Consider the following 21,273-nt stretch of genomic DNA (forward strand, 5'->3'; position numbering starts at 1 on the left):
GGCGCGCAGCGGTGCCATCAGCGACGACCAACCGATACAACGATCGGCTTGGCCGTGCGCGCAGGCGTCTGGCGGGCCGCTGCAGACCAAGAACGTCGGGCCGGCGCAGGGAGCCGGCCCGACGGATTGGACACCACCCAGTGATGGCCCGTTTCGCTCAGCGACAGCAGGGGGAGAGAGCCTTCCTGTCACATGGAGCGAGCGGGCAGGACCGTTATCCGCCCGGCGCGTGACCCTGCGATGTCGCTGCATGTCGTGCGCAGCAATGAAGTTCGAGAAGCGTTAAATGCCGGGATTGCGTAATCGCAGCGGTTCAGCGTCGCCAGTGCAGCACCGCAGGAATTGCGAGGTTTGCAGCACTAAGGCATTAGCCGGCCGCCAATCTCCAAGCTCGCCGCCGATTCCCAATTCCCAATTCCCGCAACGGCACCAGCCCTGTTCACGCTTCGCGGTCAGCGCAACCGGGATAGTGGCGGCAGACTCTTTCCTGCCTGCGCCCATGCCCTCACTTCGCGACCGCTTCCAGCGCTGGCCACGGCCGTGGCGTCGTGCAGTGGGCATTGTGCTGGCGCTCTACGCGCTGTATCTGCTGGCCGGCAACCTCTATCTCAATACCCCGCTGTTCGACGCCAGCACCAATCGGCAGCCGCACAAGTTCACCATGCAGACCGGCCCGGCGGTGACGCTGTTCCCGGGCGAGGTCATCGCCTGGAACGTGCGCATGCGCGGGCAGGCCAACCGTACCGTGTATGTCTTCCACGCCGACCGCGCACATGCGCGTATCGCCCTGCTGGCCTTGTTTCGGCGCGAAGTGCGCCTGCCGTGGCTGCATGCCACCGGCGTGAGCGCAGAAGTGGAAACCTCCGATACGCCCATTCCGCCGCCACCGCGGGGCAACCAAGGCTGGACGTTGCGCTTCGATGCAATCACCAGCAACAGCATTCGCAGTGCCCGCCTGGGCAAATTACTGATCGCCGGGAAGGGGCACGGCAAGGTCGGTTTTCTGAAGCAACTCAAGGGCGGGCCGTCGGAACTGTTTCCTTCCGAAGCGGGCTTTACCGATGCGGTGGTCAGCTACGACGGGGTGCAGGTGTTCAACGGTGTGCAGCTGGATGCGCAGTTCCAGTTTCCACGCCATTACCGCGACCAGGCGCCGGGCCTGCGCAAGCTCGGCATCACCGCCGCCCGGCTACAGCTGAAGGCCAATTCCGTGGCGCTGAAGATCGATACCGGCGCGCCGCATGTGGACATCGGCAGCGGGCCATCGGCAGCCCGCGTGGAGGCCGATATCCGCCTGGCCAGCGGCGCGCTGCAGCCGGGCAGCCGCGCGGTGTGGCGGTTGCCATTGCTTGCGGGCGTGGGCGCCACCGACCGCGGCATGCTCGCGCTGCAGCTGGATGTGGCACAGGACATCCGCGTGCAGGCGCGGCTGCCGCGCGACGAGAAGACCGGCAGCGAGCTGCACGCCGATCTGCGCATCGCCGGGCGCAGTGTTCCGTTCGAACAGCCGGCGCAGCTGTTGCCGCGTCTGTCGGGGCAGGTGCGTGGGCGCTGGAAGTTCGAATCCTTGAACTGGATCGCCGAGCTGTTCGTGCGCAAGCCGTGGTTCCAGCTGGAAGGCGGCGGTCTGGTCGAAGCGGACCTGCGCCTTGCACAGGGCCGGCTGAGTGCCGGCAGCACGCTGGATATTCCGCGCGTGGAGGCCGTGGCACAGGTGTTCGACACGCGCCTGGCCGGCGTCGCCAAGGCGCACGGGCGCATCGACGATGCCGCCACGGCGCAGGCGCATCTGGATGTGAGCATTCCCACCTTCAAGGCGGCGCCGCGCGATGCGCCCAGACAGCTCCTGCTGGATGGCCGCGATCTGCAACTGGCCATGCATGGCGATGCCGAGCTGGCCCGCCTGAGCGATACGCTCAAGGCGCAGCTGCGTTTCAGCGATGCGCGTGTGCCCGATCTCACCGCCTACAACCGCTATCTGCCGGGCAATAACGTGCGCCTGCTCGGCGGTAGCGGCAGCCTGACCGGCGATGTGGCGCTCAATGCGTCCGGCGAGGTCGGTAATGGGCATGCGAACCTGCGCGGGCAGGGCGCGCATCTTGCGTTGGCTGGCGTACAGATGCGCGGCGATGCCGAGTTGCAGGCAACGCTGCAGCGCGCCGACTTCAAGAACAAGTTCTTCGACCTCGGCGGCACGCGCATACGCCTGCGCAATATGCGCGTGGGGGACGAAGTCAGCGATGCGAATTGGTGGGGCGACTTGCAGGTGGGTGCCGGTACGATCCAGGCCGAAGCACCGTTCCAGGTGGATGTCGACGCAGCCCTTCGTATGCGCGATATCGCCCCACTGCTCTCGGTGTTCGCCCAGCGCGCCGACTATCCGCGCTGGGTGCTGGGTTTGCTGGATTCGGGCGAACTGGATGCCACTGGTCGAGTGCGTTGGCGCAAGCAGCAGGTGCTGATCGACGACCTGCATGCGGAAAACGCGCGCTTGTCGCTGCGTGCGCGGCTGGCCTTGAACGATGCGCAGCGGCGCGGCGATCTGTATCTGCGCTGGGGCGTGCTGGGTGCCGGCATCGAACTCGAGGGCAAGCAGCGGCAGTGGCATCTGGCGGGCGCACGCGAGTGGTATGACGCGCGGCCGGCACTGTTGCCGGCGGTCTCCAAAACCAAGTGATGCGGCCGCTGGCGTGATCGTGCTGCGCCGTGCTCACGGCTGGCTTGGCACACTGTGCCCAGCCGCGTGCGCGGTTTTCAGGAGCCTGCCGTCATGACGATGCCTGTTCGCGCCCGCTGGCGCGCCTTGCCACGCGTACTGCGATGGCCGCTAGTGGCACTGATTGCGCTGTACGCAAGCTATGTGCTGCTGGGCAATCTGTTGCTCAACACGCCGCTTGGCCCGGCTGCGCTGAATCGCTCGCCCGATAAGTTCACGATGCACTGGGGCCCGGCGCTGACCTGGTGGCCTGGGCGTGTGGTGCTGTGGGATGTCGATCTGCGAGGCCATTGGACGCGCACGAACTGGAATGTCGGCGCGCAGCGGATGAGCGGGCAGATTCGGCTGCTGCCATTGCTGCACCGCCAACTGCTGGTGCCGGAGTTGCACGCGCGCGGTGTGCGTGGCGGTCTGCAGGCTGCGGTCGAGACGCCCGGGACGGCGACAATGCCATCGCCTGCGGCGACGCAAGCGGCGCGGGGTGCTGTTGTTCCGATGAAGGGCGTCGCTGATACGCCGGCCGCTTCAGCGAACGAGGAGGCGCCTACAGTAGCGCCCGATGTCGAAAAAACGGCGACGACGCAGCCGCCCGCGCAGCATCTGCGCGTAACCACTGCAACCAACGCGAAGCCCACAACGCCAACAACCAGTACGCCGCAATCAGCCAAGCGCGCCGACGCTCACGCCAGCGCACCCATCCCACCAGCCGCCTGGACCCTGCAGTTCGACCGCATCGTTGCCGAGCAGGTGCAGGCCGTGTCGCTGCGTCAGCTGCACATCGAAGGGCAGGGCCAACTGCAACTGGGTCTGTTCAAACGACTGCGTGGCGGGCCGATGGAAATCTTCCCCTCGCGTGCGGTGTTCGAATCGACGCGTGTGCGGTGGGGGCAGGACGAAGTGATGCGCAACGGGCAGCTGCGTATCGAAGCGAGCATCGCGCGGCATGCACCGGAGCAGGCAAGTGGACAAGCGGTGCTGCAGTTCACCGATGCGCTGATCGCCGTGCATGGCGACACTGCAGCGTTGGATGTCGCCCGTGATGCGCAGGGCCGGCACACGCTGGCGACGCGTCCCGGCAAGGGCCGTGCAGATGGCGAGCTGCGCTGGATACGCGGTGCCCTGCAGCCCGGGAGTCAACTGCAATGGCGCGCGCCGCTGCACGACGGCAGGCGCGCGCAGGCCGCATTGCTGGGCGAATTGACGGCGCAGTTACAGGTCGATCAGAACATGCGGCTGACGGTAAGCATGCCCGAGCCGGCCGATGCCGGACTGACGCTGGACGCCGACGTGCGCGTGCAAGGCAGGCAATTGCCAGTGCAATCCATGCGCAGCCTGTTGCCGCGCACCTCCGGGCATGCGCGGCTGCACTGGCAATTGTCTTCGTTGAGCTGGATTGCTGCGCTGTTTCCGGATGTGGATTGGCTGACCCTGGAGGGCGAGGGCCTGGTCGATGCCGATCTGCGGATCGATCGCGGCCAGCTCGGCGCCGGCAGCCGCCTGCAGGTACCGCACGTGCAAGCGCAGGTAGGCGTGATGGGGCATGCGATCACGGGACAAGCCAGTGCAGATCTGCGCGTGGACGCCGATGCCAACGGACAGTTGCTGCCGGCGCTTGCACTGCAGATGCAGCAGTTTTCGATCGCGCATACCGACGCGCCAACGCGCCCGTTCGTGCAAGGCCGCGATTTGCGCCTGGATCTGCAAACGCGCGCCGATGCGCGCAACCTGACCAGCCTGCGCGATGCCACGCGCGCGCACTTGGTGTTCGCCAATGCGCGCGTGCCGGATCTGCGTGCCTACAACCGCTATCTGCCGCAGCAGCAACTGCGCTTCGACGGCGGCAACGGCGTGCTCAGCGGCGATCTGCAGATCGAGCCGGGTGGGCGCATCGGCAAGGGCGGTGTGCGCATCGGGGCGCGTGCAGCGCGACTGCAGTTTGCCGGCCTGGCGTTGCGCGGCGATGTGGATGCGGATCTACGCCTGCAGCGCGGCGATCTACGCGCCGAACAGTTCAGTCTCGATGCTAGCAGCATCCAGCTGCGCAATGTCGGATTCACCGGCCCGGATGGACAACATCGCGATGGCTGGTGGGCGCGTGTCGTGCTGGACGATGCGCGCATGCAATGGCGACAACCGGTGGGTGTGGATGGGCGTGTACGCATCCAGGTGCGCGATCTGGCATTTCTGGTGGCGTTGTATGCGCGCGACCGCTCGATTCCGAACTGGATGCTCCGGCTGGTGGATGCAGGCCAGGCGCAGCTGACCGCACGCGCGCACTGGCAAGGCGAGACGGTCATCGTCGATCGGTTGCAGGCACGCAACGAACGCTTTCAGGTCGATGCGCGCCTGCGCTTGCAGGGCAATCAACGCAGCGGCAGTCTGCTGGCCCGCTGGGGAATGCTGAGCGCGGCAGTGGGCTTGCGCGGCGACACACCCGAATGGCATCTGCGACGCGCTCCGGAGTGGTATCGCGCGCAGCCGGAGCTATTGCGCTGACGCCTGCATCGCACGCGCTGGGGTGAAGAAAAAAGCACCAGTTCTGTACTGCCTGGTATTGTTTTGCAGTGCAGCGTGCAAGTCCGATTCGGGGCGCGCACTATGATCCTGCATCCCGACGTGGGGGAGGGAGCAAAGCCCGCTGGCAGTTCGCTGCAAGCGGGCTTTTTTATGCCTGGTGATTGCCGGGTCAAGCGCCAACCCCGCGCAAGATCCGCCGCAGATGAGGCTCGTGCCGTAGGCGGTGGTGGCTGCCGCGCGCATCGCGGCGAGCGGACTTGCATGGCTTGGAGCCGCGCCCAAAACCCGGCAAGCGATCATGCTGCTGGATGTGTACGGGGTGTTCGAAACCATTCGTACGAGTGATCCATGCCGTACCGATCACCGGCCGCGTCCGCCTGGCCTGTCATGCCGTTCCTATTTCTGCAACCCCAGCAGCCACAGCGTGCTGCCGCCGGTGATGAACAACCGCCGTTGCTCCCGGTCGAAGGTGCAGTTGGATGCCGTCTCCGGCGTCGGCACCAGGCCGAGCCAGTGGCCGTGGTTGTCGAAGATGCACACGCCCGCGCCGGAACTGCTCCATAGCCATCCCTGGCGATCCACGCAAAAGCCGTCCGGCAGGCCGTCCGGCACCACCGCGAAGCGGCGCCGGTTGTGCAATGCGCCATCGCGCCAGTCGAAGGCGGTGATCTCCGGCGTGGTCGGGCCACTTTCGGGCGTCTGCGACACGTACAGCACACGTTCGTCGGGGGAGAACGCCAGCCCATTGGGGTGATCCAGGCTGACCATGCACTGCAGGGCGCTGCCATCGGGCGGCAGCCGGTAGACGCCGTGATGGTCCAGTTCCTGCGGGCCCGGGCAGCCCTGGCTGGGCTTGAGCAGCCCGAACGGCGGGTCGGTGAACCAGATCGCGCCGTCGTGCGCAACGATCAGATCGTTCGGCGAATTGAGCCGTTTGCCCTCGAACCGCCCGACCAGCAGATGCGCCCGGCCATCGACATCGCTACGGGTGATCGCGCGGCGCCCGTGTTCGCAGTGCACCAGTCGCTGCTGCGCATCCACCGCATTGCCATTGGTGAAGGCGGTGGCATCCAGCAGCGCGTCCACCGCGCCGTCCTCGCGCCAGCCAAGCACGCGGCGGCCGACCACATCGCTCCACACCAGCGTGCGCTGTGCCTCCCACCACGCCGGGCCCTCGCTCCAGGTGGCCTGGTCGTAGAGGGTCTGCAGGCGCGCATTGCCCAGCCGCGCTGCCAGCGCGGCGTGATGCGTGGTGGGTGGCGGGCACTCGGCCGGCTGGGCGGCGCCGGGCGCGCGAAGGCGGCAGTGGCGGTCCATCAACGCGGCGCCGGATGGCCGAACGGATGCGCGGTGGCCGCTCCTGGCGATTGCGCAAACTGCACCATCATCTGCAGGCAGGGCGTCTCGCCCAATTGGCCGGAGCGGTGGCCGCGCCGATCGGTGGTGCCCTGATCCTGGCCGAAGTGGATGTCGCCCGGCCCCATCTCCACGCGGGTGCCGTCGCCGGTTTCGATAAACCAGCGGCCTCGCAACGGAATCACCCATTGCGGGTACGGGCTCTCATGCCAATCGCCGACCCAGCCCACCGGCAGCACCGCGAACTGGATGCCCAGCACCTCGCCCGGAAACGGCCGTAACCACTGCGGTGCCGCACCGCCACCCACGCTCTTGCTGCCGAAGCCGGGCAACTGCGAGAGGTTGAGGCGGCTGTTGCCATCCGGCCCGGTCCACAGATGCAGAAAGGGCAGGCTGGGCGGTAGTGCAGGATCGTTGCCATCGGTTTCCAGCGGGATCTGCGAGGGCAGCAGGTGGGCAGGCAAGGTGGTGGGCGACATGGCGGGACCTCGGGCGAAAGCCGCAGTGCAGCATGGGTTTCGTCAGGGCTGCGTAAGCGAGATGTTCAAAGCGGCGAAATGCTGCACGCCCTGTTGCAGTCGCTATGCGGGATGTCGCGCACGCGTGCACTGCCTGCGCGGCAGGGATGCCAAAATCCGGTCATGCCGATGCCGACCGTTTCCATGTCTCCTGCGCTCACCGCCCTGATCGAGCGGGCCGTGGCGCGTGTCCGTCAATCGTTGCCTGTCGAGCAGGCGTGGCCGGGCGGCGAGTTCGATCGGCAGCTCGCGCAGGTGGCACTGGCCAGCGAGTTCGCGCTCGATACGTTGGCGCGGCAACCGGCATTGCTGCAGCAGCTGGCACAACCCGATCCGCCGCCGCTGCCACTGCCACAGTTCGATCCGGCGCAGCCGCAGCTGTGGCCTGCGCAATTGCGACGCTATCGCAGCGCCGAGTCCACGCGCCTGGTGTGGCGCGATGTGCTCGGTCTGGACAGCGTCGAGGCCACCCTGGCCGGCGCAACCCAGCTGGCCGAGCACTGTCTGCAATGCGGCCTGCAAGCGCTGGAGCAGCAGTTCCACACCCGCCACGGCAAGGTCGTTGCTGCAGACGGCAGCGTGCAACGCCTGGTGGTGTTCGGGCTGGGCAAGCTGGGCGGCGGCGAGCTGAATTTTTCCTCGGACGTGGATCTGGTCTACGCCTATCCGCAGGGCGGCCAATCCGATGGCGCGCGTCCATTGGCGGCAGAAGAGTATTTCGCACGGTTGGGCCAGCAGCTGGCCAGGTTGCTGGACGAAACCACGGCCGACGGCTTCAGCCATCGCGTGGATCTGCGCCTGCGTCCGTTCGGCACCGCCGGCCGCGTGGCGTTGTCGTTCGCCGGCATGGACCAGTATTTCCAGCGCGAAGGTCGCGATTGGGAGCGCTATGCCTGGCTCAAGGCGCGCGCGGTGGCTGGCGATATCGACGCCGGCGAGGCCTGGCTGGAAACGCTGCGCCCCTTCGTCTACCGGCGGTATCTGGACTTCACCGCGCTGGATGGCTTGCGCGAAATGAAGGCAGCCATCACCGCCGAAGTGGCGCGGCACGATCGTCTGGACGACATCAAGCGTGGGCCCGGCGGAATTCGCGAAATCGAGTTTCTGGCGCAATCGCTGCAGCTGATTCGCGGCGGACGCGAGCCGAGCCTGCGCGAACGCCGCCTGCTGCCCGCGCTGCAGGCGCTGGTGGCCGCAGGCCAGATCGACCAGGAAAACGGCCAGGCGCTGTCGACGGCGTATCGTTTTCTACGCCGGCTGGAAAATCGCCTGCAGATGTTGCGCGATGCGCAGACCCACGCATTGCCGCAGGCGCCGCTGGATCGCGAACGCATTGCGCTAGGCCTGGGTTACGCGCAGTGGTCGGCCCTGTTGGACGCGCTGGCGCCGCAGCGCGCGCGGGTTGCGGCGGAATTTGCCGAGCTGCTGGCCCCGCGCGTGCGCGCCACCGCGCCGGACGCGCTTGCCGATTACTGGCGCGCGCTGCCGGACGGCGATGCTGCGCCGTTGGCGGGGATTGGCTTGAACGATCCCGATGGCGCGCATCGGGCGCTGGCCGATTTCGCGCAGTCCTCCGGCGTGCGCGCACTGTCCGATAGTGCGCGTGCGCGGCTGGATCGGGTGATGCCGGCACTGCTGCACGCGGCCACCCGCGCCAGCCAGCCCGACGCGGCCGTGCGTCGCATGCTCGGCCTGCTGCAGGCCACCTTGCGCCGCACCAGCTATCTGGCCTTGCTCGATGAGCAACCCAGCGCGCTTGCACGCCTGGTCGATGTGCTCTCGCGCAGTGCGCTGCTGGCCGAGCGGCTGGCGGCGTATCCGTTGCTGCTGGACGAATTGCTCGACACCCGCATCAGCGGCCCGCTGCCGGATCGCGCAGCGCTGCACGCGGCCTGCGCCCATACCTTGCACATCGATGACACCGAAGCGGCGTTGCGCGAGCTCAACGAGCGTCGGCTTGCACTGAGCTTCCGCATTGCGCTGGCCACGCTGGATGGCCGCCAGCAGGCGGTGGAGAGCACCCGGCAACTGGCCTGGCTTGCCGAAGCGGTCGTGCAGACCGTGCTGCACCTGGCGCGCAGCGACATGCTCGCCGCGCACGGACACGTGCCCGGCGGAAGCTTTGCCATCGTCGGTTACGGCAGTCTGGGCGGGCTGGAGCTGGGATTCGGATCGGATCTGGATCTGGTGTTTCTGTACGATCATCCGCGCGAGGTGGACGCCTCCGATGGCAAGCGCCCACTGGACGCCGGGCGCTGGTTTGCACGGCTTGCGCAGAAGGTGATGGCATTGCTGGCTGCCGAGACCGGCGCCGGCCGGCTGTACGACATCGATGTGCGACTGCGCCCGGATGGCGGCAAGGGCGCACTGGTGTCCTCGCTGGCCAGTTACCGCGAATACCAGCGCGATCGCGCCTGGACCTGGGAGCATCAGGCCCTGGTGCGTGCACGCGCGGTGGCCGGCGACGCAGCGCTTTGCGACGCGTTTGCCCAGGTGCGTCGCGATACGCTGATGCGGGTGCGCGACACCGCGCAGTTGCACGAGGACGTGCGCAAGATGCGTGCGCGCATGCGCGCCGAACTGGATCGCAGCGATGCCGGCCGGCTGGATCTCAAGCAAGGCGCTGGCGGCCTGGTGGATCTGGAATTCGTGCTGCAGGCCGGCGTGCTCGGGCTGGCAGCGCAGCAGCCGCAGCTACTGGATGCCTGCGACACGCCCGCGTTGATCGACGCACTGGCGCGCACGCACTGGCTGCCGGACGAGAGCGCCGCACCACTGCATCAGGCGCACGCAACGCTGGTCGATGCCGGCCTGAGCTGCACGCTGGACCGCCGCCCACGCCTGATCGCACCCACGCCGGCCATCCAGCAGGCGCGCGGCATCATCTTCAACGCAGCACGTGGGCAGGGCCTGACGTTTCCGCTGGGCAAGGATGAAACAGCGCTGTAAGTGCACTGGTGAGTACGCCGCTTTCGATGCAGCTGCAGCGAACGGCAGCAACGGTGCCTTGCTGTCCTGGCGGAGGCAACGCACCCATGAGCGTCAGCGTTCTACCGACGCGGCGCAGTCCGCCACAGCAGGGCGCGAAACGGGCCGAGCAGGAACACGCCCATGCCCAGTTTTACCGCCAGATCGCCTGCGGCCCAGCTGACCCACGGCAGGCTCGCGCCGGCAAACGCAATGCTCCAGAAGATCGTGGTATCCAGGGTGGCGCTGCAGGTGGTGGCCACGATCGGCGCGCGCCACCAGCTGCCGTCGCGCAGGCGGTCGAACACGCTGATGTCCAGCAATTGTGCCGCGATGAAAGCGCTGCACGAGGCCACCGCAATGCGTGGCGTCGCCAGCCAGATCGACAGCAGCACCGCCAGCGCGAACCCGCACCAGGCAACGTGGCGCGCGGCGCGCGGGCCGAAGCGGCGGTTGATCAGGTTGCTGACCAGGAACGCCAGCGGGTAGGAGAACGCGCCCCAGGTCAGCCAGTCGTTGATCGGGTATTGCACCAGGATGTTGGACAGCAGGACCACCGCGCCCATTGCCAGCACCGCCCAGATCAATGCACGGGCGGTGAGCGGGGCCAATACAGGTGGCGAGGCAAGACGCATGGCGACACGGTGTTGAGTGGGCGCGCAATTATCTCTTCGACGGCAGGGATGGACCAGCGCAGCGATGCGCTCGCCGGCCACAGCGCCGGTGCGCGATGACCGTATCGCGCAGGCGCCTGCCACCGACCGTGCCTGTATCGCGGCGGCGACCGACTGGGCGCGTGCGCACATCGCGGCCGCAATCAGCCGCAGACACGCGCACCTCGCTGGCGGCGACACAATCTCGCCCGCTAGCATTTCAGCCGTAGACATCGCACGTATCGTCCCGGCTCCCGACCCCGTCGTCTGATTGATGGCAGCCCTTGCAAGCCCCGCGACCTGCCGATGCCGATGGCGATAGCTGCCGAATGCGCAGTGTCGCGATGGTGCGCTGGCCGCGCTCGGCCTTCCCGTGGTCTGTGGCAGCGGCCAGCCGTGCGTATCGCCGCCGCTACGGCCATCGCTCGCAGCCGGTACCTGCTTCCTGTTTCCGTGTCGACATGATCGCGCCGGTGGTCGCGAGCGGTCGTGCGCGCCCCTGCGATGCCATTCGGCCTCGCTCACTGCTGTGCCCCCCGGAGAGATCCATGCTTACTCGCATCCGCTGTCGGCAGCTGCTGGCTGCCGTGCTGTCCGCTTCGCTGTTCGCCTTCGGCAGCGCCAACGCTGCCACCACCGTCCCCGATTCCCGGGTTGACGCGATGACGGCGAGCTTGCGCGCAGCGCCCGTGTCCTTCGACGTGCATCTGCCATCACGCGACCAGGTGGCGCTGGATGCGCTGCTGGCCGACATCCAGGACCCGCTGTCGCCGCAGTACCACAAGTGGCTGTCCGCGGCCGACTTCCAGCGGCGTTTTGGTCCGGCACCTGCGCAGCTCGCGCAGGTGCGCGCGGCCCTGCAGGCCGCACACATGACCGTGGTGCAGCAGGGGCCAACCCTGCATGTCAACGCGAATGCAGACAGCGTGGAGCGGCTGTTTGCCGCGCCGTTGGTCGCTGATCTGAAGGCCGGCCAGCAGGTGCGCCTGGCGGCTGCCGCTCCGCTGCAGCTGCCGGCCGCGCTGCGTGCCAACGGTGTCACCGTCACCGGCCTGAGCCGGGGACTGCCGGCGGCGCGCATGGACTCGCGCATGCTGGCCGGCGAGCCCGGCAACCGCTCTGGCGATGGCACCACCAGCTATTGGTACAACGATCTCAAGCAGGCCTACGGCTATCCGTCCTACCAGACGATGATTGGTGCGCCAGGCAAGCAACAGCGGCTCGACGGTAGCGGCAGCACGATCGCCGTCTTGATCGGCAGCGACGTGCTGGACACGGACATCGCCGCGATGTTCGACCACGAGCGCTTCAGCCGGTATGCCGGCAACCATGCCAATCCGACGCTGTACGCACGCCGCTATGTGGCCGGTGCCAAGCCCGGGGATGGCAATCGCGCTGCGGCGCGTGAAGCAACGCTCGATGTGGACATGGCGCTTGGCGGCGCACCGGGCGCGCACGTGCTGCTGTACGTGATCCCCGATCTCTCCATCGATTCCATCCTGGCCGGCTACCGGCAGATCGTGCAGGACAATGAGGCCGACGTGGTCAGCTCCTCGTTCGGATTCTGCGAACAGGTCTTCACCGCGGCCTACAACGGGAATGACGCCACCTCCATCCTTGGCCTGTTCGATTCGGTCTTCAAGCAAGGCAACGCGCAGGGCATCAGCTTCGTCGCCTCCAGCGGCGACAACGCCGGCCTGGATTGCCCGGACACGCAATACCTGGTGGACGGCAAGAACGGTCGGTACGTCCCCAGCGTGCACTGGCCCGCCGCCGATGCGTATGTGACCGCGGTCGGTGGCGGCAACCTGCTCACTGCCTACAAGAAGGGCAGCCTGGATTCGACCTACCTCAGCGAAAGCGCGTTTGCCGACCCGTTGCAGGCCGAGGACCCGTATGGCGTCGGCGCGCTGCTCAGCGGCGGCTACTGGGGTGCCGGTGGCGGCGTCAGCACGCTGTTCCAGCGTCCGGCATACCAGCTGCGTGCGCTGGGCGGCACGCGCACCTCGATGCGCGCATTGCCCGATGTCGGCATGCTGGTCGGTGGTTGCCCGGGGATCGCCGTGCATCCCTGCCAGCAGGGCACCAGCTCGGTGTCCATTTACGTGGCCGGTGCCATCACCAAGGTGATCGGCACCAGCGTGGCGGCGCCGGAGTTCGCCAGCGTGGCCGCGTTGCTGGTGCAGAAGCAGGGCCGGCAGGGCAATCTCAACGATTACCTGTATCGCCTGGCTGCCAACGGGCCGGAGGCCTACCACCGCGGTATCCCCGGCAATAACGGGGTCGTCAGCAACGACGTACCGATCGCCGGCAAGTACAACTACACCACCGGCCTGGGAACCCCGATCGTGCGGCTGATGATCGGCGCGCTGGACGCGGCGCCTGCGGGCATTCCGCGTTCTCCCAGCAATCCGTAAACCCAGCGCGGTTGAAGGCATCGGCGTCGTGGCAACGCCGCCGATGCAACGACGATCACGCCGTGGTCGATCAGCTGTGTTGTCGGCCTGCAGCGCAGGTCGTGCATGAGTGGCCCGCCAACCCTGTCATGCGAAGCGTCCTGAGTATCAGTGGCCCGCTGACGGGCCTTGGGTCATGCCAGCAGGCGCGCGCGCACCTGCATGGCGATGCGCTCGGTTTCGCGCACCGCAACGATAGCGACAGCGCCGGCGAGAACTTCATCCACCGGGTGCAAACGCTGGCGTTGTCGCAATGCCTGCAGGTAGGCGCCCACGCGCCCGCCTGCCTGTTCGCCGAACGCGGCGGTCACCGCCACACGGGTGGCGCAGGCTTCGGAGAGCAGGTTGACCGAATCGGCGCTGGCCACGATGGCATCGGCCCAGCCGAGCAGGCCGGCATACGGGTTGGGCCCATCGCGTTGGTCGCACCACAGCAGATGCGGCAGGCCGACGCAGGCCGCGCGCAGCGTTGCGATTGCATCGCCCGGTGTGCGGCGCGAGGTGGTGACCAGCAGGCTGCCGCCCAGCGCGCGCAGTTGGGCGCTCAAGCGCGTGCACAGCGCCGCCAGCGCCTGTGGCGTCCACGGCACCTGGTCGGTGGGCCCACCGACCAGCAGGGCCAGCCGCGGGCCGGGCAAGCCGCCTAGTGCGGGAAAGGCCGCCCGCCCGGCCGCCAGCCACGCATCGTCCACCGGGTGCAGGCTGCCGAGCAGGGTGAGCACGTTGCTGCCGCGCCGTGCATCGTGCTCGGGCACGACCAGCAGGTCCCAGTGCCGCGGATCCAGACGCGGGTCCAGGATCTGCACGCTGCGGCTGCCGTGGGCACGCAGCAACCGGGTGGCCAGCGCCGCCTGCCTGCCGCAGCCGATGGCCAGCGCCGGGGGCTGCGTCAGTTGCCCGGCAAATGCCGCGCCAAACGCCCGCCGTGCGCCGGGGAGCCGCCACGGCGCCGCCCAACGCCACGGCGCGTTGGGCTCCAGGTGCAGGGGCTGGTAGGCATCGGGCTGCAATGCACGCGCCAGCGCCTCGGCCTGGCGCGCATTGCCGGCACGGCCGTCGCTCAGTGCCCAGGTCAGCCCCATCGTTTCAGATCCGACATAGATTTGTTTCAGATTGAACGCGTGTGGCGGCAATCGCGCCACTCTACACTGCGGGTCTTCACACTGGCGCCGACGCCGCAGCCTACCGTCGCACCACCCTTCCTCTGGAGTGCTCATGTCCGACTCGCTCAACGCCGCCGCACTGGATCAGCTGTTCCGCACCGCCCGCACGCAGAATGCGTTTGCCGACACGCCGGTCAGCCACGAGGTGCTGCGTGAGCTGTATGAGCTGGTGAAGTGGGGGCCCACCGCGGCCAATAGCTGTCCGGCGCGCTTTGTGTTCGTGACCAGCGCCGAAGGCAAGGCCAAGCTCAAGCCGGCGCTGTCGGAGGGCAATGCCGCCAAGACGCTGGCCGCACCGGTGACGGTGATCGTGGCGCACGACGAAGACTTCCACGAGAAGCTGCCGTATCTGTTCCCGCATGCCGACGCCAAGAGCTGGTTCGACGGCCCGCGCGAGGGCCGCACCGAATCGGCGTTCCGCAATGGCTCGCTGCAGGGCGCCTACCTGATCCTGGCCGCGCGTGCGCTGGGACTGGATGCCGGCCCGATGTCCGGCTTCGATAATGCGAAGGTGGATGCGGCGTTCTTTGCCGGCACGCCGATCAAGTCCAACTTCCTGGTCAATCTCGGCTATGGCGACCCGGCCGGGCTGTTCCCGCGTTCGCCACGCCTGAGCTTCGACGAAGCGGCACGTTTCGAGTAAGGGATGCATGCGTTCCGACTGCGGCACAGCGCCGTGGACGGCGCGCGTCGGCCCGGCACACTGCGTGTGCCTGCCGCGTTCAAGCGACGCCGTTGGCCGTTCGCCGGCCGACCGCTTGATCTGGCTCGCCGTGTCGACGTACATGGTGTCTTGCGTTTCCTGCAGTCCTCGTCCGTCTGCATCTGTCCCACCCGCGTTGTTCCGACGCGTCTCTCATCCCATGGAGTTCCAATGAAGACCACCCACAAGCTGTTGCTGCCGCTCGCCCTGACCCTGGCCATTGCCGCCTGCTCCAAGCCGGCCGAGAACACTGCCGCCCCGGCCGCCGAAACCCCGGCGGCGGCCACCGCCCCGGCCGACGCCGCTGCTGCGCCGGCACCTGCACCGGCAGCTGCCGCCTCGACCGCCCCGGCCGTGGAAGTGGCATCGGGCACCTACACCCTGGACCCGTCGCATACCGACGTGCTGGCGCAGTGGAGCCACTTCGGCTTCTCCAACCCGAGCGCGCACTTCGGCAGTGTCGACGGCACCCTGGTGTACGACGCGGCCGACGTGACCAAGTCCACCGTGCAGGTCACCCTGCCGCTGTCCGGCTTGAATAGCTTCACCGCCAAGTTCGACGAACACCTGAAGAGCGGTGACTTCTTCGATGCGGCCAAGTTCCCGACCGCCACTTTCAAGAGCACCAAGGTGGAAGCTGCCGGCACCAACAAGCTGACCGTCACGGGCGACCTGACCATCAAGGGGCAGACCAAGCCGGTCGTGCTGGACGTCACCCTCAACGGTGCCGGCGAGCACCCGATGAAGAAGGTGCCGGCCGCCGGTTTCGACGCCACCACCACCATCAAGCGCAGCGATTTCGGCCTGGGCCAGTACGCCCCGAACGTCAGCGACGAAGTGAAGATCCGCATCACCACCGAAGCCCTGCAGGCCAAGGCGGGCGATGCGGCGGCGAAGGATGCCGCAGCCAAGTAAGCGGTCTGGCTGCTGTCCAGGCAAAGGCCCGCTTCGGCGGGCCTTTGTCGTTGAGGGGGATGGCCACGTGCGACCCCGTTGGGTGTGGCAAGGTCATGCTGGGGCCGCCAGCGTGTTGGGTGCGTGTCTTGGGAAACGCCGCCGCTCACGGCATAGCCGACAGCGTGGACCACGGTGACCGTGGCATGGGCAAACAGGTGGCCGCCGCGACGTTCGGCAACCTGACGCCGCGTCGCTGTCTCGCAGGTCGCGCCGTCGCCATCGCCGAATCAACGGCCAGGCGCACCGCGCGGCAACGCAGTTGGCGGCTGTCATCCACGCGTCATCCGGCCCGCGCAGGCTGGGCGCATTTTTCTGGACCGGTGATGTCCGTCGTGCACTTCGGTAGATCGTTGCCGCTGTTCCTGCAGTGGCAGGCATGGCACCACCGCGATGTCCGGCCTCGCGGCACGCGCACCCTTGGCGCGCGTTCCATCAATGCACCGCGGTATGTCGGTCAGCTTGGACGCGGGGTAGTGCTCGCGTTGTCGGCGAGGTTCTGAGGCACGCCATGCGCAATCACTCTCTTGCCAGGACGATGCGGCACGCACTGCTCGGTCTGGCGCTCTGTCTGCCGATGGCAAAACCGGTCTGCGCAAAACAGACCGCCGCGGCAACCGCGCACCTGCGCCTGACCATCGTGCTGGTGCGGCATGGCATCCGTGCACCGACCCAGCCCGGCAGCGAACTGGATCGCTACAGCGCGCAGCCATGGCCGCACTGGCCGGTGGCTGCGGGCCAGCTGACGCCGCACGGACGGGCGGGCATGCAGGCGCTGGGCGCACGTTATCGCCTGCGATTGGCACCGCCGCTCGGGCTGGCGGCCAGTGGCTGCGCAGGCACCGAACAGATCGTCACCATCGCCGACAGCGCTGCCCGCAACCACGCCAGCGCGCAGGCGCTGCTGCAGGGCATGGCGCCTGGCTGCGCAATGCGCTACCAGGCCCTGCCGGAAGGCGAGCGCAACGCCTTGTTCGATGGCGGCAAGGCGCCCGCACCGCCGGTGCGGCTGGAGGCTGAGACGCGCGCGCAGCTGGCGCACTTGCAGGCGGTGTTGAGTGCCTGCCAGCACGGGCGCTGCGCCACGCCGCCGCCTACCCGGCTGCTCTACGAGCCGGCTACGCGCGACGGCTCGCCGGCCGCGGCCAGCACCCTGAAGCTGGCCGGTGGACTGGCCGAGAACCTGATGCTGGAAGACGTCGAAGGCTTCGATGCGGCGCAGCTGGGCTGGGGCCGGGTGGATCGCGCCGCGGTGGCGCAATTGCTTGCCCTGCACAACACCTCGTTCGCACAGAGCAAGCGTCCGTTGCCGGTTGCCACGGCGGCGGCATCCAACCTGCTCGCGCATCTGCTGGCCACTGTGCAGGCCGCGGTCGGGCAAACGCCGTCGGTGGCGGCACTGGCGCCGCCCTCCACGCGGTTGCTGGTGCTGGTGGGCCACGACACCAATCTGGCCACGCTTGGCGGGCTGCTCGGCGTGCAGTGGCATCGCAGCGATCGCCCCGACGACTATCCGCCCGGCGGCGCATTGGTGCTGGACCTGCTCGAACGCGACGGCGCGCCCTTGCTACGCGTGCGGACCCTGATGCCAAGCCTGTCGGCGTTGCGCAGCGGGCGCCTGGATGACGAGGCGCTGGCCTCGTCCACGCTGGTGTTGCCCGGTTGCCACGGTGAGGCCTTGTGTCCATTGCCGGTTGCATCGGCCTGGCTGCGCACGCGCATCGATCCGGCCCAGGTGCAAGTGGCGCTGCCGGCCATGCAGTCCTGGCCGGTGCCACCGTAGCGCGTGTCATGCACGGCATGTGCGGGAGAAGCGGCGCAGCGATGCGTTTAGAGCCGACGCGCGCTGCGTGCACGCAGGGCACTCACTCCTCGCCGTGCTCGCCGCGCGCCTTCCAGTAGCCTTTCGCCCGCACCCACTCCTTGTCCACACCCAGGTGGTCTTCGAGGAATTTGCGCATGGCGCGCGCGCGCATCGATTCGGCGCCGATCCAGTAGAACGTATCGCCATCCTCTGGCTCGTAGTCGCGCAGGCTGTCTTCCAGCAGGGTGCTGCTGGCGGCATCGAAGCCATTGCGCTCCAGCCAGTTCACCCGCACCTCGGCCGCGCTGAGCAGTTCCTGCCGCTCGGCGGCATCGGCGATCTCGATGAATACCTGCGCGTGCATGTCGGTGGGCATCGCCTCGAGCCAGCGGCCGATCGCCGGCAGCGCGGTTTCGTCGCCGATCAGCACGTAGTGGTCGTAGTCATCGGCAACCAGGAACGAGCCGCGCGGGCCGCCGAGCTTCAGTGGGTCGCCCGGCTGTGCGTGCGCGGCCCAACTGGACGCCACGCCGTCACCGTGCAACACGAAGTCGATGCTCAACTCGCCGCTCTGCGGATCGAAATAGCGTGGCGTGTAGTCGCGTGCCGGCGAAGGCAGCGCGCCTTCTTCGTAGCGCGGGCCGTCCGGCGTCATGGTCGGCAGGACGAAAGCGCCATCGGCATTGGGAAAGAACAGTTTGACGTGATCGTCCGGCGCATCGCTTTGAAAGCCGGCCAGGTCGCTGCCGCCGAACACGATACGGCGCATGTGCGGGGTGATCGCTTCGCAACGCCGCACCTGCACGGAGCGCAGGCGTGGGTCGCGACGGAGTTGGGTATTGGTGTGTGCAGCCATGGGTGCAATTCCTGGAGTGCCGCATGGATGCGCGGCGGTGCGGGGGAGATGGAGCGTTATGAAATCGATGCGTGATCCGGCAATGAGGTGGCAAGTGGCGACCTGCCATGGTGGTGCGATGTCATCCAGCGCAGTGGGCTTGCCTTCTCTCTGCGGGAGAAGTGCCCGCGGGGGCAGAATCGACCTGCGCGGTTGGCAGATCGCTGTCGGCCGAGCCCAAGCGTTACCGCACACCCCCTCAGTCGTCGTCGCGCTCCATGCCGTCGGCGGCGGCGTTGAGTAATGCAGCAATCCGCGCGGTTTCTGTCTCGCTCCATTGCCCATGGCGCGCGAACAGGCCATGTTTGATGCGATGAATCGCCTCGCGAATCGGGGCCGGCGTCTGCGACTTGATCAGCTCGCGCGCGCGCCGATGGGTGCGGGCCAGTGCGGCATCGAGCGCATCGCGTTGCTGTGCAACGTGGTCGCTGCCAGCGGCAGTGACCTGATAGCGCTTGCGGCCGGCATCCAGATCGGTGTGCACCCAGCCGGCGGCTTCCAGCTGCGCCAATGCCGGATAAATCGCACCGGCGCTAGGCGTGTACAGCCCTTTGAAGAGCGCTGCGATCTGCCGCATCAGCTCATAGCCATGGCGCGGGCGCTCGGCGATGAGCGCCAGCAGCAGCAGGCGCAGATCGCCGTGTTCCAGCGGGCGCCCGCGCACGCCGGCACCGCGGGCGCGGGCAGGCGCTGCATCGAGATCGGCCGTTGGGCTGACGGGCGGGCGCTGTTTCATTCGATATATCGAAGCATGGAGAAACGATATATCGAAGTTGGCCGATACACAAGCGCTCGGCTCTCAGATGGCTGACCGCCTGTCCGTCGCCAAAACCGGATGCTGCAACGCGGCTAGACACGCGTGTAACTCATAATTACGATGTAATTACTTTGACATTACGGGCTCGTCCCGGCGAGGCAGAGGCATGAGTCGACAGTGGGACACCCAGGCCGACAGCCGGCGTCAGCGCTTGCAGCGGGCCGCCGCGCTGGCGCCGCAGGGGCGTGTGGTGGCTGCCGACGATGTCGTGGCGTTGCTGGAGGCGGTGATCGAGCCCGGCGACCGCGTGTGCCTGGAAGGCAACAACCAGAAGCAGGCCGATTTCCTGGCGCGTTGCCTCACCGAGGTGGATCCGGCGCGCGTGCATGACCTGCACATGGTGCAATCGGTGTTGTCGCTTGCCGCGCATCTGGATGTATTCGAGCACGGCATCGCCAAGCGCCTGGATTTTTCGTTCTCCGGCCCGCAGGCCGCGCGCCTGGCCGGGCTGGTGAGCGAAGGCCGCATCGAAATCGGTGCCATCCACACCTATCTGGAATTGTTCGGCCGCTACTTCATCGACCTCACCCCGCGCATCGCACTGGTCACCGCCCAGGCGGCCGATCGCCACGGCAATCTCTATACCGGCCCGAACACCGAAGACACGCCGGTGATCGTGGAAGCCACTGCGTTCAAGGGCGGCATCGTGATCGCGCAGGTCAACGAAATCCTCGACACCCTGCCGCGCGTGGATATTCCCGCCGATTGGGTGGACTTCGTCACCCAGGCGCCCAAGCCCAATTACATCGAACCGCTGTTCACCCGCGACCCGGCGCAGATCTCCGAGATCCAGGTGTTGATGGCGATGATGGCCATCAAGGGCATCTATGCCGAATATGGTGTGGATCGGCTCAATCACGGCATCGGTTTCGATACCGCCGCGATCGAGCTGTTGCTGCCCACCTACGCCCAATCGCTGGGGTTGAAGGGCAAGATCTGCCGGCATTGGGCGCTCAATCCGCATCCGGCGCTGATCCCGGCGATCGAATCGGGCTTCGTGCAGTCGGTGCACTCGTTCGGCTCCGAACTGGGCATGGAAAACTACATCGCCGCACGTCCGGACATCTTTTTTACCGGCGCCGACGGCAGCATGCGCTCCAACCGCGCGCTGTCGCAGACCGCCGGCTTGTATGCCTGCGACATGTTCATCGGCTCCACCCTGCAGATCGATCTGCAGGGCAACAGCTCCACCGCCACGCGCGACCGCATCGCCGGTTTCGGCGGCGCGCCCAACATGGGCTCGGATGCGCGTGGTCGCCGGCATGCCAGTGCTGCCTGGCTCAAGGCCGGGCGCGAAGCGGCAACGCCGGGCGAGATGCCGCGTGGGCGCAAGCTGGTGGTGCAGATGGTGGAGACCTTCCGCGAACACATGGCGCCGGCATTCGTCGACAAACTCGACGCCTGGAAACTGGCCGAACGCGCCAACATGCCGCTGCCGCCGGTGATGATCTACGGCGACGATGTCAGCCACGTGCTCACCGAAGAAGGCATCGCCAACCTGCTGCTGTGCCGTACGCCGGAGGAACGCGAGCAGGCAATCCGTGGCGTGTCCGGCTATACCGCGGTGGGCCTGGGGCGCGACAGGCGCATGGTCGAAAACCTGCGCGACCGCGGCGTCATCAAGCGGCCGGACGACCTGGGCATTCGCCCGCGCGATGCCACGCGCGATTTGCTTGCAGCGCGTACGGTCAAGGACCTGGTGCGCTGGTCCGGCGGCTTGTACGACCCGCCGAAACGTTTTCGCAATTGGTAAG

15 protein-coding genes are annotated in these 21,273 nt (G+C 67.5%); 9 read left to right on the forward strand and 6 right to left on the reverse strand.

Translation table 11 applies throughout. The features are described 5' to 3' along the window. Window positions 1-499: 499 nt before the first annotated feature. Both EO156_RS03035 and EO156_RS03040 read left to right on the forward strand, forming a co-directional pair. Entirely contained in the window at window positions 500-2,677 is a 2,178-nt protein-coding gene (locus tag EO156_RS03035) for a hypothetical protein (RefSeq protein ID WP_029827971.1), read from the forward strand. A 93-nt stretch (window positions 2,678-2,770) separates the two neighbouring features. Further along, on the forward strand, window positions 2,771-5,212 hold the full coding sequence (locus EO156_RS03040; protein WP_016850428.1) for a hypothetical protein: 2,442 nt from the start codon (window positions 2,771-2,773) through the stop codon (window positions 5,210-5,212). 417 nt (window positions 5,213-5,629) lie between these two features. Here EO156_RS03040 and EO156_RS03045 read toward each other — a convergent pair whose 3' ends face one another. Next, window positions 5,630-6,550 carry an SMP-30/gluconolactonase/LRE family protein gene (locus EO156_RS03045; protein WP_029827974.1) on the reverse strand — a complete coding sequence of 307 codons (921 nt, stop codon included), beginning with the start codon at window positions 6,548-6,550 and terminating at the stop codon, window positions 5,630-5,632. Next, the gene (locus EO156_RS03050) at window positions 6,550-7,068 is read right to left on the reverse strand and encodes a hypothetical protein (protein WP_016849715.1); all 519 of its coding nucleotides are present in this window, start codon (window positions 7,066-7,068) and stop codon (window positions 6,550-6,552) included. Before EO156_RS03050 ends, EO156_RS03045 begins: the two co-directional genes overlap by 1 nt. Window positions 7,069-7,230: 162 nt before the next feature. Here EO156_RS03050 and glnE point away from each other — a divergent pair, with 162 nt between their 5' ends. After that, on the forward strand, window positions 7,231-10,056 hold the full coding sequence (glnE, locus tag EO156_RS03055) for a bifunctional [glutamate--ammonia ligase]-adenylyl-L-tyrosine phosphorylase/[glutamate--ammonia-ligase] adenylyltransferase (RefSeq protein ID WP_029827977.1): 2,826 nt from the start codon (window positions 7,231-7,233) through the stop codon (window positions 10,054-10,056). A gap of 101 nt (window positions 10,057-10,157) precedes the next feature. Here glnE and EO156_RS03060 read toward each other — a convergent pair whose 3' ends face one another. Further along, on the reverse strand, window positions 10,158-10,709 hold the full coding sequence (locus tag EO156_RS03060) for a VUT family protein (RefSeq protein WP_005914118.1): 552 nt from the start codon (window positions 10,707-10,709) through the stop codon (window positions 10,158-10,160). A 479-nt stretch (window positions 10,710-11,188) separates the two neighbouring features. Between EO156_RS03060 and EO156_RS03070 the strand changes: the two genes are divergently transcribed. Next, window positions 11,189-13,144 carry a S53 family peptidase gene (locus tag EO156_RS03070; RefSeq protein WP_026007082.1) on the forward strand — a complete coding sequence of 652 codons (1,956 nt, stop codon included), beginning with the start codon at window positions 11,189-11,191 and terminating at the stop codon, window positions 13,142-13,144. 173 nt (window positions 13,145-13,317) lie between these two features. Here the strand turns inward: EO156_RS03070 and EO156_RS03075 are convergent, their stop codons facing one another. Beyond that, window positions 13,318-14,265 (reverse strand): ELM1/GtrOC1 family putative glycosyltransferase, encoded by a 948-nt coding sequence (locus EO156_RS03075; protein ID WP_005920164.1) that lies wholly within the window; start codon window positions 14,263-14,265, stop codon window positions 13,318-13,320. Between the two features lie 133 nt (window positions 14,266-14,398). On the opposite strand from EO156_RS03075, the gene EO156_RS03080 reads away from it, so the two are divergent. From EO156_RS03080 to EO156_RS03095, 4 genes are all read left to right on the forward strand, one after another. After that, window positions 14,399-14,989, forward strand: a complete 591-nt coding sequence (locus EO156_RS03080) for a malonic semialdehyde reductase (RefSeq protein ID WP_003483243.1) — start codon at window positions 14,399-14,401, stop codon at window positions 14,987-14,989. 231 nt (window positions 14,990-15,220) lie between these two features. Next, entirely contained in the window at window positions 15,221-15,964 is a 744-nt protein-coding gene (locus EO156_RS03085) for a YceI family protein (protein WP_078538206.1), read from the forward strand. A 185-nt stretch (window positions 15,965-16,149) separates the two neighbouring features. Beyond that, on the forward strand, window positions 16,150-16,506 hold the full coding sequence (locus EO156_RS24275; protein WP_016850647.1) for a hypothetical protein: 357 nt from the start codon (window positions 16,150-16,152) through the stop codon (window positions 16,504-16,506). Window positions 16,507-16,514: 8 nt separating this feature from the next. Then, entirely contained in the window at window positions 16,515-17,786 is a 1,272-nt protein-coding gene (locus EO156_RS03095) for a histidine-type phosphatase (RefSeq protein ID WP_029827982.1), read from the forward strand. Window positions 17,787-17,868: 82 nt separating this feature from the next. On the opposite strand, the gene EO156_RS03100 is transcribed toward EO156_RS03095, so the two are convergent. Beyond that, window positions 17,869-18,663 carry a siderophore-interacting protein gene (locus EO156_RS03100; protein WP_016850501.1) on the reverse strand — a complete coding sequence of 265 codons (795 nt, stop codon included), beginning with the start codon at window positions 18,661-18,663 and terminating at the stop codon, window positions 17,869-17,871. 238 nt (window positions 18,664-18,901) lie between these two features. After that, the gene (locus tag EO156_RS03105) at window positions 18,902-19,438 is read right to left on the reverse strand and encodes a PadR family transcriptional regulator (protein WP_029827984.1); all 537 of its coding nucleotides are present in this window, start codon (window positions 19,436-19,438) and stop codon (window positions 18,902-18,904) included. Between the two features lie 187 nt (window positions 19,439-19,625). Here EO156_RS03105 and mdcA point away from each other — a divergent pair, with 187 nt between their 5' ends. Continuing rightward, entirely contained in the window at window positions 19,626-21,272 is a 1,647-nt protein-coding gene (gene mdcA / locus EO156_RS03110; RefSeq protein WP_016850334.1) for a malonate decarboxylase subunit alpha, read from the forward strand. The last annotated feature ends 1 nt before the right edge of the window (window position 21,273 follow it).

Origin of the sequence: Xanthomonas sp. DAR33341 (genome assembly GCF_003992815.1) — a bacterium.
Taxonomy (GTDB): Bacteria; Pseudomonadota; Gammaproteobacteria; order Xanthomonadales; family Xanthomonadaceae; genus Xanthomonas; species Xanthomonas cissicola.

Excerpts from the sequence above, each read along its gene's own strand:
- EO156_RS03035 (WP_029827971.1), top strand. The coding sequence starts at position 500 with ATGCCCTCACTTCGCGACCGCTTCCAGCGCTGGCCACGGCCGTGGCGT.
- EO156_RS03040 (WP_016850428.1), top strand. The coding sequence starts at position 2,771 with ATGACGATGCCTGTTCGCGCCCGCTGGCGCGCCTTGCCACGCGTACTG.
- EO156_RS03045 (WP_029827974.1), bottom strand. The coding sequence starts at position 6,550 with ATGGACCGCCACTGCCGCCTTCGCGCGCCCGGCGCCGCCCAGCCGGCC.
- EO156_RS03050 (WP_016849715.1), bottom strand. The coding sequence starts at position 7,068 with ATGTCGCCCACCACCTTGCCTGCCCACCTGCTGCCCTCGCAGATCCCG.
- glnE (WP_029827977.1), top strand. The coding sequence starts at position 7,231 with ATGCCGATGCCGACCGTTTCCATGTCTCCTGCGCTCACCGCCCTGATC.
- EO156_RS03060 (WP_005914118.1), bottom strand. The coding sequence starts at position 10,709 with ATGCGTCTTGCCTCGCCACCTGTATTGGCCCCGCTCACCGCCCGTGCA.
- EO156_RS03070 (WP_026007082.1), top strand. The coding sequence starts at position 11,189 with ATGATCGCGCCGGTGGTCGCGAGCGGTCGTGCGCGCCCCTGCGATGCC.
- EO156_RS03075 (WP_005920164.1), bottom strand. The coding sequence starts at position 14,265 with ATGGGGCTGACCTGGGCACTGAGCGACGGCCGTGCCGGCAATGCGCGC.
- EO156_RS03080 (WP_003483243.1), top strand. The coding sequence starts at position 14,399 with ATGTCCGACTCGCTCAACGCCGCCGCACTGGATCAGCTGTTCCGCACC.
- EO156_RS03085 (WP_078538206.1), top strand. The coding sequence starts at position 15,221 with ATGAAGACCACCCACAAGCTGTTGCTGCCGCTCGCCCTGACCCTGGCC.
- EO156_RS24275 (WP_016850647.1), top strand. The coding sequence starts at position 16,150 with ATGGGCAAACAGGTGGCCGCCGCGACGTTCGGCAACCTGACGCCGCGT.
- EO156_RS03095 (WP_029827982.1), top strand. The coding sequence starts at position 16,515 with ATGCGCAATCACTCTCTTGCCAGGACGATGCGGCACGCACTGCTCGGT.
- EO156_RS03100 (WP_016850501.1), bottom strand. The coding sequence starts at position 18,663 with ATGGCTGCACACACCAATACCCAACTCCGTCGCGACCCACGCCTGCGC.
- EO156_RS03105 (WP_029827984.1), bottom strand. The coding sequence starts at position 19,438 with ATGAAACAGCGCCCGCCCGTCAGCCCAACGGCCGATCTCGATGCAGCG.
- mdcA (WP_016850334.1), top strand. The coding sequence starts at position 19,626 with ATGAGTCGACAGTGGGACACCCAGGCCGACAGCCGGCGTCAGCGCTTG.